This is a genomic window from Stenotrophomonas sp., assembly GCF_032056425.1.
GTDB lineage: Bacteria > Pseudomonadota > Gammaproteobacteria > Xanthomonadales > Xanthomonadaceae > Stenotrophomonas.
In genome coordinates, this window is sequence record NZ_DAMBCN010000002.1 from 21088 (window position 1) to 36339 (window position 15252).

Genomic DNA, 15252 nt, shown 5'->3' on the forward strand with positions numbered 1-15252 from the left:
ACTGCCCCGCGCGGATCACCGGGGTCGGATCCCTTTCGCCTGCGAAAGGGCTCTGACCCCATCCCTCAGCGCGCACCGGTGCGCCGGTACACCCCGTTGAACCGCACGTTCATGCCACCGCACTCGCTGTTGTCCGACACCACCAGCACGTCGCCCAGCAACTGCGCGTGTACCGTGCAGCTGTCCTCGATGAAATCCACCTGGCTGCCGCGCGGCGTGGCCGAGGCGTTCACCGCACCGATGTGCGGACCGCCCGGCCGCTCTTCCAGCGACGGGTTGGCCGAGGGCCAGTAGGCATCGCCCTCGACCTGCAGCTGGTTGCCACGCACGCGGATACTCAACCCGTTGTCGCCATCCTTCCAGTCACCGGCCCAGCCCTGCAGCGTCGGCGTCACCCGCGCCACCGGCTGCAGCTTGCTGCGCTCGACCCAACCGGCACTGCCGCCCACCTTGTTGGGGAAGAATGCACAGCGGTACGGCCCCAGGTCACGACCGGTTACCAGGGTATCGCCGCTCACCACGTAGCTGCGCTGGCGGCATGCGGGCTCGCCCTTCGCTGGGCAGCCGTCCATGTCACCCAGCAGATACAGGCGCTGCGTGCCGACCACCTTGGCCAGTGCGAAATCCGATTGCGCGGAAGGGAAGGCGCCGTTGCGGCAGGAGCCGTCATCGGCCAGATCGCTGGCCAGCGCGGACACCGGCAGGAGCAGGGCAAGCAGGAGGATTTTCGACACCACGGCAGCAACCAGGAGGGGGGACGACAGAATCGTACGCTCCTGCATGTCACTGGCACCACCTTCTGCAACAAATTGCATTTCCCGGCCTGTCGCTGCCGCGCAGACTGTCCAGTCGCCGTCCAGCACCGCATCACCGCCTGCGCACATGAAACTTGTTGGTGTACTTCTCGCCCTGCTTGCCGCACTTCCCGTACTGCTTGATTACCTGGCCCGCTGGGAAGCACGCCGGCCGTTCAAGTCACTCGCAGAACAAGCGCCGGTGCGTCTGCTCAGCGAAGACGAGGACGCCGCACTGCAGCCATTTCGCAGCGTACTGGATCTGGGCCGTGATTGCGGCGTACGCATTATTGAGGGGCCCTGCGTCGAGCATCGCCTATGGATGCGGGGAGGCGCCAACTCAGCCTGGCGCAGCCTCGGCGGAGTCAAGGTGCTGCTGCCCTTCAACGCGCTGGAGCACATCGGTACCCACAACCGTGCCGAAGTGGTACTCGGTCGCCACTTTGTGGTCATCGTCCGCATGGGGGGGTTCGATATCGCGACGGCCGGCACGCGTACGCTGCGCACGGCAGCGGCACAGATCAGCCAACGCCACGAGACCGCAGATGAGCGGACACAGCGCCGACGGCCGGCCATTCCATGGTGGCCCACTGGGCTGGCGCTGGCGGCCGGCATCTGCGGCGCACTGCCACAGCTGGGCCTGGGCCAATGGAGCTGGATGGCCGTGGCAGTGGGGCTGGTACTGGCGTCTACTGCGTTCGGGCTGTACCTGCGCCGGCACGTGGGAACGAAGGTGCTGCAGCCCGTGGTACGCGTGCGAGGTCGGCTCAGCGAGCTGCAGTTCGCCGATCCGCACGAGAGTACCTTCAGCCACACGGTGATGCTGCTGGGCAACGACCAGCGGCTGGTCATCGACCCGGCCTGGATGGCGTCCGGCGCCATCACCCCGGGGCGCTGGCTGGAGGCCGAGGTCCGCCCGCACGACCGGCGCCTGTTGTCGTTGGGCCCGGACTGGTCACTGAGTGCCGACGAGAGGCGGTTTCCACCGGTGCCGGTCGCCCGGCACCTGCTGATGTTCCTGGTGGCGGTGCTGTCACTGCTGCTGATGCTCTGGTCGGGCGACGGTCCGCGCATCGAGGCAGCGCGTGCCGCTGAGTTGCTCGGACCTGCCACGCTGCGGACGGATACGCAGCCCGGAACGCTGCTGGGGCATCCTCCCGCACCCGGCGATGGGGTGCACATCACGGTCGACGCCACCTGCGAACTGGTCACCCGACAGCATGCAGGACATGTACTGGCAGTGCCCGACTGCAGCCGGCTTCGCTGGGGTGGCGCTCCGCTCGAGATTCCTCCGCTGGCCATTGCCGAGTCCGTCCTGCGCCTGGGCGCCGGGGACACCCTGCGCGTCCATTGGGAGCCCGCCGACGGCATCTTCCCTGCTTACCAGCGGGTGTCGGGGCTGGATGCGCTGCGCCGCGAACTGGACGCTGCCTGCACAGAGGGTCTACGCGGCTGCGACGATCTTCGCGCACAGCTTGCGGGGCTCTCCCCGGACGACAGCGCAGTACTTCCCCGTTGGACAATCATGAACATCAAGGACGCCCTGGAAGAGGCCGCGCATGCACCTGTTCTTGCTGCATGGGCTGCATCCACGCCCGCGCTTCTGGCCGCACAGAACGGTGGCGTCGTGCTGATCGATGCCGAGGCCAATCGGGAATCGGACACCGCAGCATTCGCGTATGGCGATGCCGGCGCGGCGTGGAACAGAATGCGCGATGCCGCCACTCACGCGCAGCGGAGCGCCTGGTCCGGTACCGTGCAGTCCCACAGCACGGATGGTCGGACGCTGTGGCTGGAGGTGGACCGCACACGCCCTGCCCATGGCGCCATCGCGGGGATGGCCTATTGCATCTGGCTGATCGGCGCATCGGTGCTGGCCTTGGTCCAGGGCATCTTCCTGGTCCGCGCCGTGACCCGGGCACTCTCGCGGTCCGCCGCCTTCGCCGAGGACCTCAAGCAGCGCCCGGCACCGCGCGCCTGCTGGCCGGCATGATGCGCGGTGCCGCGCCTACTTCCCGACCGAGGGATCGCAGCCGTCCTGCTGCTCGCAGAACTGTTGTGCCCGGCGTCGCTGTTCGGGCGTCAGCTCCGGCGGCGGCCGTGCGATGGCGGCCTGGATCTGGTCGGGGCCACCGGTGAGCTTGTTCAGACCGCGGCCCGCCGCCAGTACGCCCTTCACCACGCCCATCATGATGTAGCCACCCCCCATGCTCACCTGCTCGGGCGATGGCGGCTCGCTCCAGTCGCGGCTGAAACGGTTGTCGCCGAACTTCACCGGGTTCTTGAAGCGGTACAGATCAAGCGCCTCATCCTCGGGCTTGATCGCGCGCACCTCACCCAGGGTGGTGACATCGCCCTGCGGTGGCGCGGCGGCGTCGGCAGCATCGGCGGCCGGCACCTCGCTCGCGGCGGGCGGGTCGATCACGGGCTCAACCTGCTGCGCGTGCGCAGTGGCGGCCAGCATCATGCCGGCCAGAAGTGCTCCCTGCAGTTCCCGTCGTGCCACAGCCATCGCCCTGTCTGGTGCGTCCAATCCCCGAGGATACGCATCACGGCTTCAGATTTCGTTGGGCGCGGCGTGAACGTTCAGGGTGCATCCGATCTTGCGTCGTGCGGCACGCAACCTGCGATTTGCAACAATCGTCATTCCCCTCGGTGCACCAGGCCGCCACGCTGCCGGGTTTCCCACGCACGCGAGCACCATGGCATACGTTCCGACATTGCTTCCGCCACAGGCGCGCTGCGGCTGATGCCGCGCGTGGCATTGCTGGTCGGGATGGCCTTGCTGGTGGCGATGGTCACGACGGCCCTGCTTGAGTGGACGTCGCGCGTCCGCGACAGAATGAACGTGCTGCGGCGGAGCCGCGCGCTGCGCATGCTGGATGATCGGGAACGCGCCGCGTTGGCGACGCTGCGCGTGTTGAGCGGCTGCCTCCACGACGACCAGGTACACGTGCTGACCGGCGAGTTCACCGCAGGCGCACGCAGCGCCAACTACCCGGTCTGCGACGGTCAGCTGGCCGGCATTCCCGTGCTGATGCCCCGCCAGGCCTGGCCGCACCTCGCCGACCACAATGACGCCGAGGTAGTGATGGCCAGGCACTGGGCCGTCGTCGTGCGCCTCAACGGTTTCGATGTGGCATCCCTCCGCCGTCCCGCCGCCGCGCGCATCCGCGGCGAGCGGCGGGAAACACCCGCCGAAGTCGCGATGCGTCGCGGCCCCGGGTTGCGGCCCGCCGCACTGCCGATCACCGCTCTGGCACTGTGCGCAGCCGTGGACGTGTCCGGCGTTCCAGCGTTGCTCATGCTGGTGATTGCCGCAGGTGCAGCGTGGCTGGCGTGGCCACGACGCCGCGGTCCGGCAACCGCCCAGCGCGTGCTGCAGCTGCAGGGGCAGCTGCAGGCGTACCGGAAGCGTCCCGATGTCGGGCCGGTGTGGCTGCTGGGCGCCGACCGGCGCGTGCAGCTCCCGTGGGAATGGGCTGACGCCCGCGCGTTTGCCCAGCGGCGGTCGATGCGGCTGGAGGTCCGCGTCGATGATGGCGCGGTGCTGGGCGCAGGGCCGGGCTGGTGCCTGGCCCGCGATCGGCAGCGCTTTCCATCCAGTGGCGGGTTCTGGCAGCTGACTTGGCTGGGCCTGCTGCTGTTGCTGTTGCTTGCCGGCTGGCTGGGCGATCTGCGATGGCTGCCGGTTGCGGCGGTGCTGGCAGCGTGGCATGCGCTGCGATGCATCCTGGCCATCCGCCAGTCCCTCCGCCGCAACGCTGCACGGACCGCCGACATCGCGCAGCGCCCCGCCCCCGGGCACTGAATGGTTCACTGCATCCCGGCACGCGGTCTCACACCCTGAGACCCATCTGTGGTGCCATGTGACCCCTCGCAAACCGTCCCGGCTCCCTCATCCATGGCCTACGAACTCGCCAAGCGCACGGCCGACGCCGAGCAGAAGCTCGCCACCCGCGACGGCCTGCCCGCACGCGATGGCGCCCTGCTCAGTGCGCGACTGCAGCGCCGCTACCACGACCGCATCACCGGCAGCTTCGCCATTCCCGGCCGCGAGGGCCGCTACGCGCCCATCCCCGATGCGGTGCCGCCGGCCCTTGCCGCCGCCCTGAAGGCACGCGGCATCGAGCAGCTCTACAGCCACCAGGCCGAAGCGTGGGAGGCCAGCCAGCGCGGCGAACACGTAGCCATCGTCACCCCCACCGCCAGCGGCAAGTCGCTGTGCTACACCCTGCCGGTGGTCAGCGCGGCCATGCAGGACAAGGCCAAGGCGCTGTACCTGTTCCCGACCAAGGCGCTGGCCCAGGACCAGGTGGCCGAGCTGCTCGAACTCAACCGCGCCGGCGACCTCGGCGTGAAGGCCTTCACCTTCGATGGCGACACGCCCGGCGATGCGCGCCAGGCCATCCGCCTGCACGGCGACATCGTGGTGTCCAACCCGGACATGCTGCACCAGGCCATCCTGCCCCACCACACCAAGTGGGCGCAGTTCTTCGAGAACCTGCGCTACATCGTCATCGACGAGGTGCACACCTACCGCGGCGTGTTCGGCAGCCACGTCACCAACGTGCTGCGCCGGCTCAAGCGCATCTGCGCGTTCTATGGCGTGCAACCGCAGTTCATCCTGTGCTCGGCCACCATCGGCAACCCGCAGGCGCATGCCGAAGCGCTGATCGAGGCACCGGTCAGCGCCATCACCGAATCCGGCGCGCCCAGCGGTCCCAAGCAGGTGCTGCTGTGGAACCCGCCGGTGATCAATCCAGACCTGGGCCTGCGCGCCTCGGCGCGTTCGCAGAGCAACCGCATCGCCCGCATCGCGATCAAATCCGGGCTGAAGACCCTGGTGTTCGCGCAGACGCGGCTGATGGTGGAAGTGCTGACCAAGTACCTGAAGGACATCTTCGACCATGACCCGCGCAAGCCGCCGCGCATCCGCGCCTACCGCGGTGGCTACCTGCCCACCGAACGTCGCGAGACCGAGCGTGCGATGCGTGCGGGCAACATCGACGGCATCGTCAGCACCTCGGCGCTGGAGCTGGGCGTGGATATCGGCAGCCTCGACGTGGTCATCCTCAATGGCTACCCCGGCAGCGTGGCCGCCACCTGGCAGCGCTTCGGCCGCGCCGGTCGCCGCCAGCAGCCCGCGCTGGGCGTGATGGTGGCCAGCTCGCAACCGCTGGACCAGTACGTGGTGCGGCATCCGGATTTCTTCGCCGAGGCCTCGCCCGAACACGCGCGCATCGCCCCGGACCAGCCGCTGATCCTGTTCGACCACATCCGCTGTGCGGCCTTCGAACTGCCGTTCCGGGTCGGCGATGGCTTCGGCCCGATCGATCCGGAAGTGTTCCTGGAAGCGCTGGCCGAAACCGAAGTCATCCACCGCGAAGGCGAGCGCTGGGAATGGATCGCCGACAGCTATCCGGCCAACGCGGTCAGCCTGCGTGCGGTGGCCGATGGCAACTTCGTAGTGGTCGACCGCAGCGATGGCCGCCAGCAGATCATCGCCGAGGTCGACTATTCCGCGGCCGCGCTCACCTTGTACGAAGGCGCGATCCACATGGTGCAGTCGACTCCCTACCAGGTGGAAACGCTGGACTGGGAAGGCCGCAAGGCCTACGTCACGCGAACCCACGTGGACTACTACACCGACAGCATCGACTTCACCAAGCTCAAGGTGCTGGACCGTTTCGATGGCGGCGTGGCCGGCCGTGGCGATTCGCACCATGGCGAAGTGCACGTGGTGCGCCGCGTGGCCGGCTACAAGAAGATCCGCTACTACACGCACGAGAACATCGGCTACGGCCCGGTGAACCTGCCCGACCAGGAACTGCATACCACCGCGGTGTGGTGGCAGCTGCCGCAGGCGCTGCTGCTGCGCGCGTTCGCCAGCAAGCAGGATGCGCTGGATGGCTTCCTCGGTGCCGCCTACGCACTGCACATCGTCGCCACCGTGGCGGTGATGGCCGATGCGCGCGACCTGCAGAAGTCGGTCGGCAACGGCGACGGTTCCTGGTTCGCGATCGCCGACCAGACCGGCCGTGGCCAGCTGCGCAGCGGCGAGGGTGATCCTGGCATCGTCGAGCTGCTGCAGGAGTTCGTGCCCACCGTCTATCTGTATGACAACTTCCCCGGTGGCGTTGGCCTCAGCGAGCCGCTGTGGCAGCGCCAGGCCGAACTGGTGCAGCGCGCGCGCGAACTGGTGCAGCGCTGCGACTGCAAGGCCGGTTGCCCGGCCTGCGTGGGCCCGGTGCTGGCCGCGCAGGAAGAGGACGAAACCTCGCCGCGTGCGCTGGCACTGCGCGTGCTGGACCTGTTCGATGCCGAGGCCTGCCAGCACGTGCGCGACGTGGTGGTGACCCCGCGCGACCCGATGGAGCTGCTGGCGCCGTGAGCCTGAGCCTGGACAAGCTGCGCCTGCTGCGGAAGCAGGCCGGCGACCCGAAGGCGAGCACGCCCGCTACGCCCGAGCCGGCGGCGACAGCACCGGCCCCGGTGGCTGCCAACGATGCGCGGCAGCCTGCGGCCGAGCGCTCGGTGTTTGCCTGGGTCGAACAGGAGATCCGCCACAAGCCGACCGGCGCGGCGGCACCTGCCACAGCGCCGGCACCGCTGCGGCGGCCGGAAGTGGGTGGCCTGCATCGCCTGCTCGGCCTGCGCACGCGCGGCACCGCCGCCCCGGTGCGTGCCAGCGCGCAGGATCGGCAACTGCCCGGCGAGGAAATCGCGCCGGGCCTGTTCCTGATCGAATCGCTGCAGCCACAGCCGATTCCGGCGCAGCCGCTGTCCTTGGACTTCGCCCGCCGCGATGGCCAGCACGTGGCCGCACGCGACCTGCTGTTCTTCGATACCGAAACCACCGGCCTGGCCGGCGGCACCGGCACCCGCGCCTTCATGATCGGCGCCGCCGACTGGCATGCCTGCCCGCAGCGCGGCGAAGGCCTGCGCATCCGCCAGCTGCTGATGTCCACCATGGCCGCCGAGGACGCGATGCTGGCCACCTTCGCAAGCTGGCTGCAGCCTTCCACCGTGTTCTGCAGCTATAACGGCCGCAGCTACGATGCGCCGCTGCTGAAGGCCCGCTACCGGCTGGCACGACAGCGCGATCCGATCACCGCGCTGGACCATGTGGACCTGCTCTACCCCACGCGCCGCCGTTATCGCGGCAGCTGGGAGAACTGCAAGCTGTCCACCATCGAACGCCAGCTGCTGCGCGTGGTGCGCGAGGATGACCTGCCCGGTTCGGAAGCGCCTGCGGCATGGCTGCGTTACCTGCGCGGCGGCGATGCCGTGAATCTGCGCCGCGTGGCCGACCACAACCACCAGGACGTGGTGACCCTGGCCCTGCTGCTGCAGCGGCTGATCCGCGAAGAACAGCGCGAGCGCGAAACGCTGGCGCTGGTGCAGCCCTGAGCGCGCGCGGGTTCAGGTGGCGTTGACACCGCTGACACGCACAGCAGCGACACTGCCCGCTGTCCCTTCACCGGAGCCGTGCCCATGCGCCCTACAACCCTGTTGCTGCTGGCCAGCATCCTGCCGCTCGCGGCCTGCAGCCATGCCGGTGCCAACAGCACCGCTGACAGCGGCAGCCTGCCAGCAAAGGTCTCCGATGGCCCGCAGGAATGCCGTCCGGAAGCGCTGGAAGCCTTCACCGGCAAGACCGCTGATGAGGCCACCATCAAGAAGCTGGTGGCCGACAGCGGTGCGCGCAACGCACGCGTGGTGAAGCCGGGCATGGCCGTGACGATGGATTTCCGCCAGGACCGCGTGACCGTGCACGTGGACGAGCAGAACCGGATCGAACGCGCCAGCTGCGGTTGATGTAACCGCGCCGTACCGCGGACGCGATCGATCCGGTAGCGCCGGGCCATGCCCGGCGAGCGAAGCGGTCCTACAGCTGCTGGGCCTTGCCGCTGGCCATGGCGCGGGCGATCACCTGCTTCACCTGCGCCGACGCCTGCGCCTGCAACCTGGCCTGGCGCTCGCCCAGTTCCGCCTGCTGGCTGCCCAGCGCGGACTGGCGCAGGCCCAGCTGGGCCTGCTGGTCGGCCAGCGCACTGATATCGCGGCTGTGTGTGTCCTGCAGGTCCTGCATTGCACGACGCACTTCGGCGTCAGCCGCGCGGGCAATCGCGGCATCGTCGGTCACACCACGCGTAGCCCGTGCCGCCTCGGCCGCAGCCTCACGGTTGATGTCGGTGGCGCGCACGGCCTTGCTGGCCGCCTGCGTCGCCACGCGGGCAATTTCCCGCGCATGCACGGCCTGCCTGCGGCCCAGCTCCCCCTGCTGGCGCCCCAGTGCGCCCTGCTCGCGGCCCAGTTCACCCTGCTGCCTGCCCACTTCCGCCGACTGCGCGTAGACGCGCTGCAGCGGCTGGATCAGCGCCAGGTCACGCACGGCGTAGCGCTTGTTGCCTTCGCGGAACCACAGCACCGGCCCCTCGCGGCCGACATCACGGCGCGCCTGCTTGATGTCTTCGATGGTGGCGTTGGCGTAGCTGCCGCCATGGTCGATCAGCACGTGGCCACGTTCCAGGTCGTTGCCCAGGTGCAGCTGGCCTTCGGTAATGAACGCGGCAGATTCCTGCACCGCTGGCACTGCGGGCACGGCAGGCACGCGCGGGACACGCGGCACGCGGGGCACGGCCGGGGCTGCAGGAACGCTGCTGGAGGGTGCCGGGGGTGCCGGGGGCGCCGGAGGAGCAGGCGGCGCTGCAGGCGGTGCCGGGGGTGCGGGCGGCGCCGGCGGTGCCGGGGCGGCCACCAGCTGCATCGGCGCCACGCTCAGCGCCAGTACCAGCGCGGTCAGCCCGGCCGCCAACAGGCGCGGACACGCACGGCGCGGCTGCAGGCTCAACAGGCGGCGCTTCAGGCTGGTGGTGCTGGGCGCGGCACTGGCCACGCCCAGGTGCGGCTGCGGTGCCACACCCAGCTGCAGCAGCAGGCGGCCGTAGGCGTGGCGGCTGGCACCGTGCTGGCCGACCACCGCGGCATCCACCGCTTCTTCGCGGGCCTGGGCGTATTCGCGCACGGCCAGGCGCAGCAGCGGATGGAAGAAGAACAGGTGCTGGGCCAGCGCAGGCATCAGGCCCCACTGCAGGTCACGACGCTGCATGTGCTGCAGCTCGTGGGTCAGCGCCAGATCCAGTGCATCGCCCTGCAGGGCATTGGCACCGGCCGGCAGCAGCAGTACCGGGCGCAGCGGGCCGACCAGCTGCGGTGCGTCCACCTGCGCGCTCATCCACAGGCGCGGCGCACGGCGCAGGCCATGCGCATCGGCTGCCAGTTGCAGTGCCTGCACCAGGGCGGCGTCTTCGCAGGGGTGCGAGGCGGCCAGCAGCGCGCGGCACTGCCGCCATTCGCCGAAGGTACGCCATGCCATCAGCAGCACGCCGGACAGCCACAGCGCAGCCAGCGCCAGTGCCCACACGGCCAGCGGCGATGCGCCCGTACCGATGGAGGCGACGATGTCGTGGGTCTGGTCGATCGGTACGGCCGCCAACAGCTGCGTCGATGTTTCCGGCGCGACCGGGTAGATCGCATCGGCGGCCAGATCGGTGGTGGTCATCGCCACCTCGGCCGGAGCCGGCAGCCAGGCCAGCTGCAGCGGTTGGCTCCAGGCCAGTCCGAACACGGCCTGCAGCGACACCAGCCACCACAGGCGGCAGCGCGTGGCCGCCGACAGCGACGGCAGCTGCTTGCACACCAGGTACACCAGCCCCACCAGCAGGGCAGTCTGCAGGCTGGTCCAGCCCAGCCGTTCCAGCAACGCGATCAGCATCGTGGTGTCCATGGCTCAGCCCTCGTGGCGACGCGATTGAAGTTCGGCGACCAGCGCTTCCAGCTCCGCCAGTTCGTTGTCACTGACCTGCTGGCGCTGCGACAGATAGGCCACGAACGGCGACACCGAGCCCTGCAGGGTGTTGTCGACGAACTGGGCCACCGCGCCCTGCAGCACGCTTTCCGGGCCACGGGTGGCCTGGTAGCGGTAGACACCGTCCTGCTGCTGCCGCTGAAGATACCCCTTCGCCCGCAGGCGCTCCATCATGGTCAGCACGGTGGAACGGGCCAGCCCGCGGGCCTCGCCGTAGCCACTGGCGACCTCACCGACACTGGCCGGCGCATGTTCATCGATGTACTGCAGCAGGGCCAGCTCCTGGTCCCCGATGGTCTTGCCGCGCATGACACCACTCCATTGACTACACGTGTAGTTACTGTCGGCATGACGACACGTGTAGTCAACCCCCCGGAAGTCATGGGCCGACGAACGGTAGGGGAGTGAGCGGGGTCAGATCCCTTTCACTTGCGAAAGGGATCTGACCCCATGCCTCAACGTTGGTCTTCGCTAGCCCCGTGGCCCGCCCATCACCGGCAGGATCGCGCCGCTGATGTAGCTGGCACACGCCGGCGAAGCCAGGAACACATAGGCGGGTGACAGCTCTTCCGGCTGTGCGGGGCGGCCCATGTCGCTGTCCTTGCCGAACTCGGCCACGTCCTGCGCCTGCTTGTCGGCGGGGTTCAGCGGTGTCCACACCGGCCCCGGCGCCACACAGTTCACCCGGATGCCGCGCGGCAGCAGTTGGCTGGCCAGCGCCTTGGTGAAGGCATGGATCGCGCCCTTGGTGGCCGAATAGTCGATCAAGGCCTTGCTGCCGAAGATGCCCGTTTCAGAGCCGGTGTTGATGATGCTGGCGCCTTCGCCCAGATGCGGGAGCACCGCGCGCGCCATCTGGATGTAACCGCCGATGTTGGTCTGCAGGGTTTCCTGCAGGTGGTCGTCTTCCAGATCTTCCAGACGCTGGCAATGCAGCTGGAAGGCGGCATTGTTGACCAGGATATCGATTCCGCCAAAGGCCTTGGCCACCTGCTTCACCGCCTTGTTGCAGAAACGCGGATCGCGCACATCGCCAGCGATCACCACACAGCGACCGCCCTCGCGTTCCACATGCTGGCGGGTCACGTCCGCGTCCTCGGCCTCGTCCAGATGCAGCACCGCCACGTCGGCGCCTTCGCGGGCGAACAGCACCGCCACCGCGCGTCCGATGCCGGAATCACCCCCGGTGATGATCGCGCGCATGCCCTGCAGCTTGCCGCTGCCCACGTAATCGGGGGCGAGGAAGCGCGGCGCCAGTTCCAGCGCGTGTTCGTGGCCGGGCTTGGGCAGATGCTGGGCGGGCATGGTTTCCGGTTGCCGGCGCGTGCCGGCCTGGGTGGCGGCCTTCTTCGCCGCCTTCTTGGTGGCACGCGCATCCTTGGCCTTCTCCTGGTCCTGCAGTCGCCGCTGCCGCGAGGCCACGCGTGCCGCGCGCGGATCACTCGACGCGGCCTTGCGGGTGGCGGTCTTCACCACGCGCGGGCGATCGGTGTCGGCAACCGGCTTCGTCGCGGTGCTGCCTTTGCGCACCTTGGGCGATGCCTTGCGGCGGGCGGGCAATGTCTTGGTCGTGGCCATGCAGGTCTCCTCGGGAGGGGGAAGGGGCTGCCGGCCGAGGGCCGGCGCTACCGGGGGCGGCGGGAGCCGCTCGTGCAGTCTCCCTACCCTGGCTGTTGCTCGCAGTGAGCGCGTTGTATCCATCGCGTGCACGGCTTCATTCCGCCACCACGCGCGTCGTCGCACCCTGCAGCAACGACACCCATCAGGAACGCCCCATGAAGCACGCCATTGCCACCGCCGCCGTCTGCTTCACCCTGGCCGCCTGCAGCAGCAGCCCGGTGGCCCAGATCCAGCCCATCGACGGCGTGATTTCCGGCCAGTGCCACACCGACATGGTGCGCGGCGCAGTCGGGCTGGCCGCCTCCGACATGACCGTCGAGCGCGCACGCGTGGACAGCGACAGCCTGAACGTGCAGGTCACCCGTGGCAGCCGCGAGCACAGCGGCAACACGGCCAGTGGCAATGCCGATCCGGCGGCGGGTGCGGCAAGCGAAGGCGGTGATCGCCTGACCATCGAGACCGGGCGCACCAACAACATCACCGCCATCTACTGCGGCTGACAGCCGTCGAGCAAGCTCGACGCTACGGAGTACCTCTATGGCCCCTTCACGAAGGGGTCATGGCTGCAGGGAACGGTCGGGTAGCGGCGACATGGCCACATCGCAGTCGGGATCGTCCAGTGGAACGTGAAGCGATCCCCTTCCCATAGCAGGAAGCCGCCATGCACGAAGTTGCCGCGGTCAATCGTGCGGGCGTCTTCTTCAATGGGGCGATCAGGGTCCGGTTCGGCAATCCAGCGCAGCACTGGAACTGTGCCCAGCTGCTCGATCAGAGCGAACATCTCGCTCACCCCTGTCGTGGCGTACGTGGCCATCGCGGCCGCGTCGGGAAGCCCACTCTGTGCCAGAACCGCTGCAGTCACGTCCTGCGGCGCGGCGCCGCCCCTGGCGATGTAGGCGCGCATGCCGACCGTGGAGGCAGGACAGCCTTTGAGTTGCAGCAGGTAGCCGGTGCTGCCGCCATTGCCAGAGAATGATCGGAGCCAGTAGTGGTAAGCCGATCCACTGTTGTCTGTCACCATCACGTCCTGACGCCCACCCGCACCGGGTATATGGAGCACCCGCGCCTTGGCCGTGTCGTCCAGACGGCACCCGAGCCCTGTCAGGACCTGCCTGGCTTGAAGTGGCAGGGGACCGTACTCGCCTTGGGTGCCCGAGCTGCCGCTGGCGGCGGGCAATCCAGGCAGCCCGACCCCAGGGTCCATGGCGGACGCGCTGCAAGCCAGCAGCGATAGCAGAAACGCCGACCCGGCCGAAGCGGCGTACTGCATCGGCTGTCTGGTCCTGATCGTCTGCATGTCCGCGTCCTTGTCCATCCGCTACCACCCTTTCAGGAAAGGATCCTCACTGCAGGAAAGGGCCTCCCATTTGTTGCAGGGCCAGAGCGCTGCGGGAACTGATTTGTGGAAGGTGAAGCGATCCTTCTCCCACACCAGAAAGCCCGCGTGCACCATGTTGCCCCGGTCGAAAGTTCGGCCATCCAATGCGATGGGCCGATCCACGTCGGGCTCGGCCACCCAGCGCACCACCGGAACCTTATCCAACTTCCAGGTGAGGGCGAACAGATCGCTCACACCGGCCTCAGCGTAGGCGGCCATGGTGGCGGCGTCGGGCAGCGCACTGTTCGCAAGAACAGACGCCGTCACGTCCTGCGGCGCGGCTGCGCCGCGGGCAATGTATGCCCGCATGCCGACCGTAGAGACGGGGCATCCGTTCAGCTGCACCAGATAGCCGGTAGTGTCGCCACTGCCGGAGAATGATCGGAGCCAGTACCGGTAGCGCGTGCCGATATCGTTGGACACCATCACATCGCGGCGTCCATCCTCACCCATTACCTCGGTCAGCAGCACCTTGGCACTACCGTCCAGAACGCAGCCCAACCCCGTCAGTATTCGCGTGGCGTCGGGAGGCAGCGAGCCCACTCTGCCAGGAAGGTCGGGGGCGCCGCTCACATCGGGCAACCCCGGCAAACCGACACCGCCGTCCATGGCGAACGCGCTGCAAGCCAGCAGCGATAAGAGGAACGCCGGCCACGTCAGGCCACGGTGAAGCTTGCTTCGGTTTTCCTTACCGGTCGAAGTGGCAAGCTGCATCCGCTGTCCGCTCCTTGTCATTTGCATGTCCGCGTCCTTTTGCATTCACTACGGCCCCTTTACGAAGGGATCATCGCTGCAGGAAATAGTCTGCGACCCGCTGCATGGCCACAGCGATGCGGGAATCTTCCAATGGAACGTGAAGCGATCCTTTTCCCAGACAAGAAAGCCGGCGTGCACCAGGCTGGTGTGGTCGAAGGTGCGGGCATCCTTCGCGATGGGACGATCCACGTCGGGCTCGGCCACCCAGCGCACTACCGGCACCGTATCCAATTGCCCCGTGAGGGCTGCCAGATCGCTTACTCCAGCCTCCGTGTAGGAGGCCATGGTGAATGCATCGGGAAGCGAGCTCTGCGCGAGCACCGATGCCGTCACATCCTGCGGTGCAGCGCTTCCTCGGGCGATGTAGGCACGCATGCCGTCCGTCGATACAGGACAACCGTTCAGTTGCAGCAGGTAGCCGACTGTGCCGTCACTGCCAGAGAATGATCGGAGCCAATAGCGGTAATTCGTCCCTCTCGTGTCGGTCACCATGACATCGCGGTTTCCGGCCTCACCAGGCACGTAGGCCACCAGTACCTTGGCCGTATCGTCCAGACTGCAGCCGAGTCCCGCCAGTACGCGCTTGGCTTCTGCTGGAAGAGGGCCATAGCTGCCGTGCATGTCCGCGCTGCCACTGACACGGGGAAGTCCCGGCAACCCGACATCGGCGTCCATGGCGGAGGCACTGCACGCCAGCAGCGGAACGAGAAGCACAGGCAACGTCAGGCCTCGGTGAAACCTGCTCCGGTGTTCCTTCTTGGTTGGGACAGCGCGCTGCATACGCAGGCTGATCCTTACCTTCTTCATGTGCGCGTCGTTGTCGTCCATTC

At 68.2% G+C, this 15252-nt stretch carries 14 protein-coding genes; 6 read left to right on the forward strand and 8 right to left on the reverse strand.

Annotated features, from left to right (window positions below):
- Nucleotides 1-65: 65 nt before the first annotated feature.
- The gene (locus RTY46_RS01615; RefSeq protein WP_312706360.1) at nucleotides 66-782 is read right to left on the reverse strand and encodes a hypothetical protein; all 717 of its coding nucleotides are present in this window, start codon (nucleotides 780-782) and stop codon (nucleotides 66-68) included.
- A gap of 100 nt (nucleotides 783-882) precedes the next feature.
- Here RTY46_RS01615 and RTY46_RS01620 point away from each other — a divergent pair, with 100 nt between their 5' ends.
- The gene (locus tag RTY46_RS01620) at nucleotides 883-2787 is read left to right on the forward strand and encodes a hypothetical protein (protein ID WP_312706361.1); all 1905 of its coding nucleotides are present in this window, start codon (nucleotides 883-885) and stop codon (nucleotides 2785-2787) included.
- 15 nt (nucleotides 2788-2802) lie between these two features.
- Here the strand turns inward: RTY46_RS01620 and RTY46_RS01625 are convergent, their stop codons facing one another.
- Nucleotides 2803-3306 carry a hypothetical protein gene (locus RTY46_RS01625; RefSeq protein WP_312706362.1) on the reverse strand — a complete coding sequence of 168 codons (504 nt, stop codon included), beginning with the start codon at nucleotides 3304-3306 and terminating at the stop codon, nucleotides 2803-2805.
- Between the two features lie 237 nt (nucleotides 3307-3543).
- On the opposite strand from RTY46_RS01625, the gene RTY46_RS01630 reads away from it, so the two are divergent.
- From RTY46_RS01630 to RTY46_RS01645, 4 genes are all read left to right on the forward strand, one after another.
- Nucleotides 3544-4605, forward strand: a complete 1062-nt coding sequence (locus tag RTY46_RS01630; RefSeq protein WP_312706363.1) for a hypothetical protein — start codon at nucleotides 3544-3546, stop codon at nucleotides 4603-4605.
- Between the two features lie 93 nt (nucleotides 4606-4698).
- Entirely contained in the window at nucleotides 4699-7188 is a 2490-nt protein-coding gene (locus RTY46_RS01635; protein WP_312706364.1) for a DEAD/DEAH box helicase, read from the forward strand.
- Nucleotides 7185-8207 carry a ribonuclease H-like domain-containing protein gene (locus RTY46_RS01640; RefSeq protein ID WP_312706365.1) on the forward strand — a complete coding sequence of 341 codons (1023 nt, stop codon included), beginning with the start codon at nucleotides 7185-7187 and terminating at the stop codon, nucleotides 8205-8207. The genes RTY46_RS01635 and RTY46_RS01640 overlap by 4 nt, the downstream gene beginning before the upstream one ends.
- An 84-nt stretch (nucleotides 8208-8291) precedes the next feature.
- Complete coding sequence (locus RTY46_RS01645; protein ID WP_312706366.1) at nucleotides 8292-8615, forward strand: I78 family peptidase inhibitor; 324 nt, start codon at nucleotides 8292-8294, stop codon at nucleotides 8613-8615.
- Between the two features lie 70 nt (nucleotides 8616-8685).
- Here the strand turns inward: RTY46_RS01645 and RTY46_RS01650 are convergent, their stop codons facing one another.
- From RTY46_RS01650 to RTY46_RS01660, 3 genes are all read right to left on the reverse strand, one after another.
- Entirely contained in the window at nucleotides 8686-10587 is a 1902-nt protein-coding gene (locus RTY46_RS01650) for a M56 family metallopeptidase (protein ID WP_312706367.1), read from the reverse strand.
- Nucleotides 10588-10590: 3 nt separating this feature from the next.
- Complete coding sequence (locus RTY46_RS01655) at nucleotides 10591-10977, reverse strand: BlaI/MecI/CopY family transcriptional regulator (RefSeq protein ID WP_108751749.1); 387 nt, start codon at nucleotides 10975-10977, stop codon at nucleotides 10591-10593.
- Nucleotides 10978-11139: 162 nt separating this feature from the next.
- Nucleotides 11140-12246: an SDR family oxidoreductase gene (locus RTY46_RS01660; RefSeq protein ID WP_312706368.1), complete on the reverse strand. Its 1107-nt coding sequence runs from the start codon at nucleotides 12244-12246 to the stop codon at nucleotides 11140-11142.
- Between the two features lie 197 nt (nucleotides 12247-12443).
- Here RTY46_RS01660 and RTY46_RS01665 point away from each other — a divergent pair, with 197 nt between their 5' ends.
- Nucleotides 12444-12788, forward strand: a complete 345-nt coding sequence (locus RTY46_RS01665; protein WP_312706369.1) for a hypothetical protein — start codon at nucleotides 12444-12446, stop codon at nucleotides 12786-12788.
- 35 nt (nucleotides 12789-12823) lie between these two features.
- On the opposite strand, the gene RTY46_RS01670 is transcribed toward RTY46_RS01665, so the two are convergent.
- From RTY46_RS01670 to RTY46_RS01680, 3 genes are read right to left on the reverse strand one after another with little or no spacing between them, the layout of a single operon-like run.
- The gene (locus tag RTY46_RS01670; protein ID WP_312706370.1) at nucleotides 12824-13603 is read right to left on the reverse strand and encodes a hypothetical protein; all 780 of its coding nucleotides are present in this window, start codon (nucleotides 13601-13603) and stop codon (nucleotides 12824-12826) included.
- A 3-nt stretch (nucleotides 13604-13606) separates the two neighbouring features.
- A complete protein-coding gene (locus RTY46_RS01675; RefSeq protein WP_312706371.1) occupies nucleotides 13607-14380 on the reverse strand; it encodes a hypothetical protein in 774 nt (257 codons plus the stop codon).
- A 48-nt stretch (nucleotides 14381-14428) separates the two neighbouring features.
- Nucleotides 14429-15250: a hypothetical protein gene (locus RTY46_RS01680; RefSeq protein WP_312706372.1), complete on the reverse strand. Its 822-nt coding sequence runs from the start codon at nucleotides 15248-15250 to the stop codon at nucleotides 14429-14431.
- Between the last annotated feature and the right edge of the window lie 2 nt (nucleotides 15251-15252).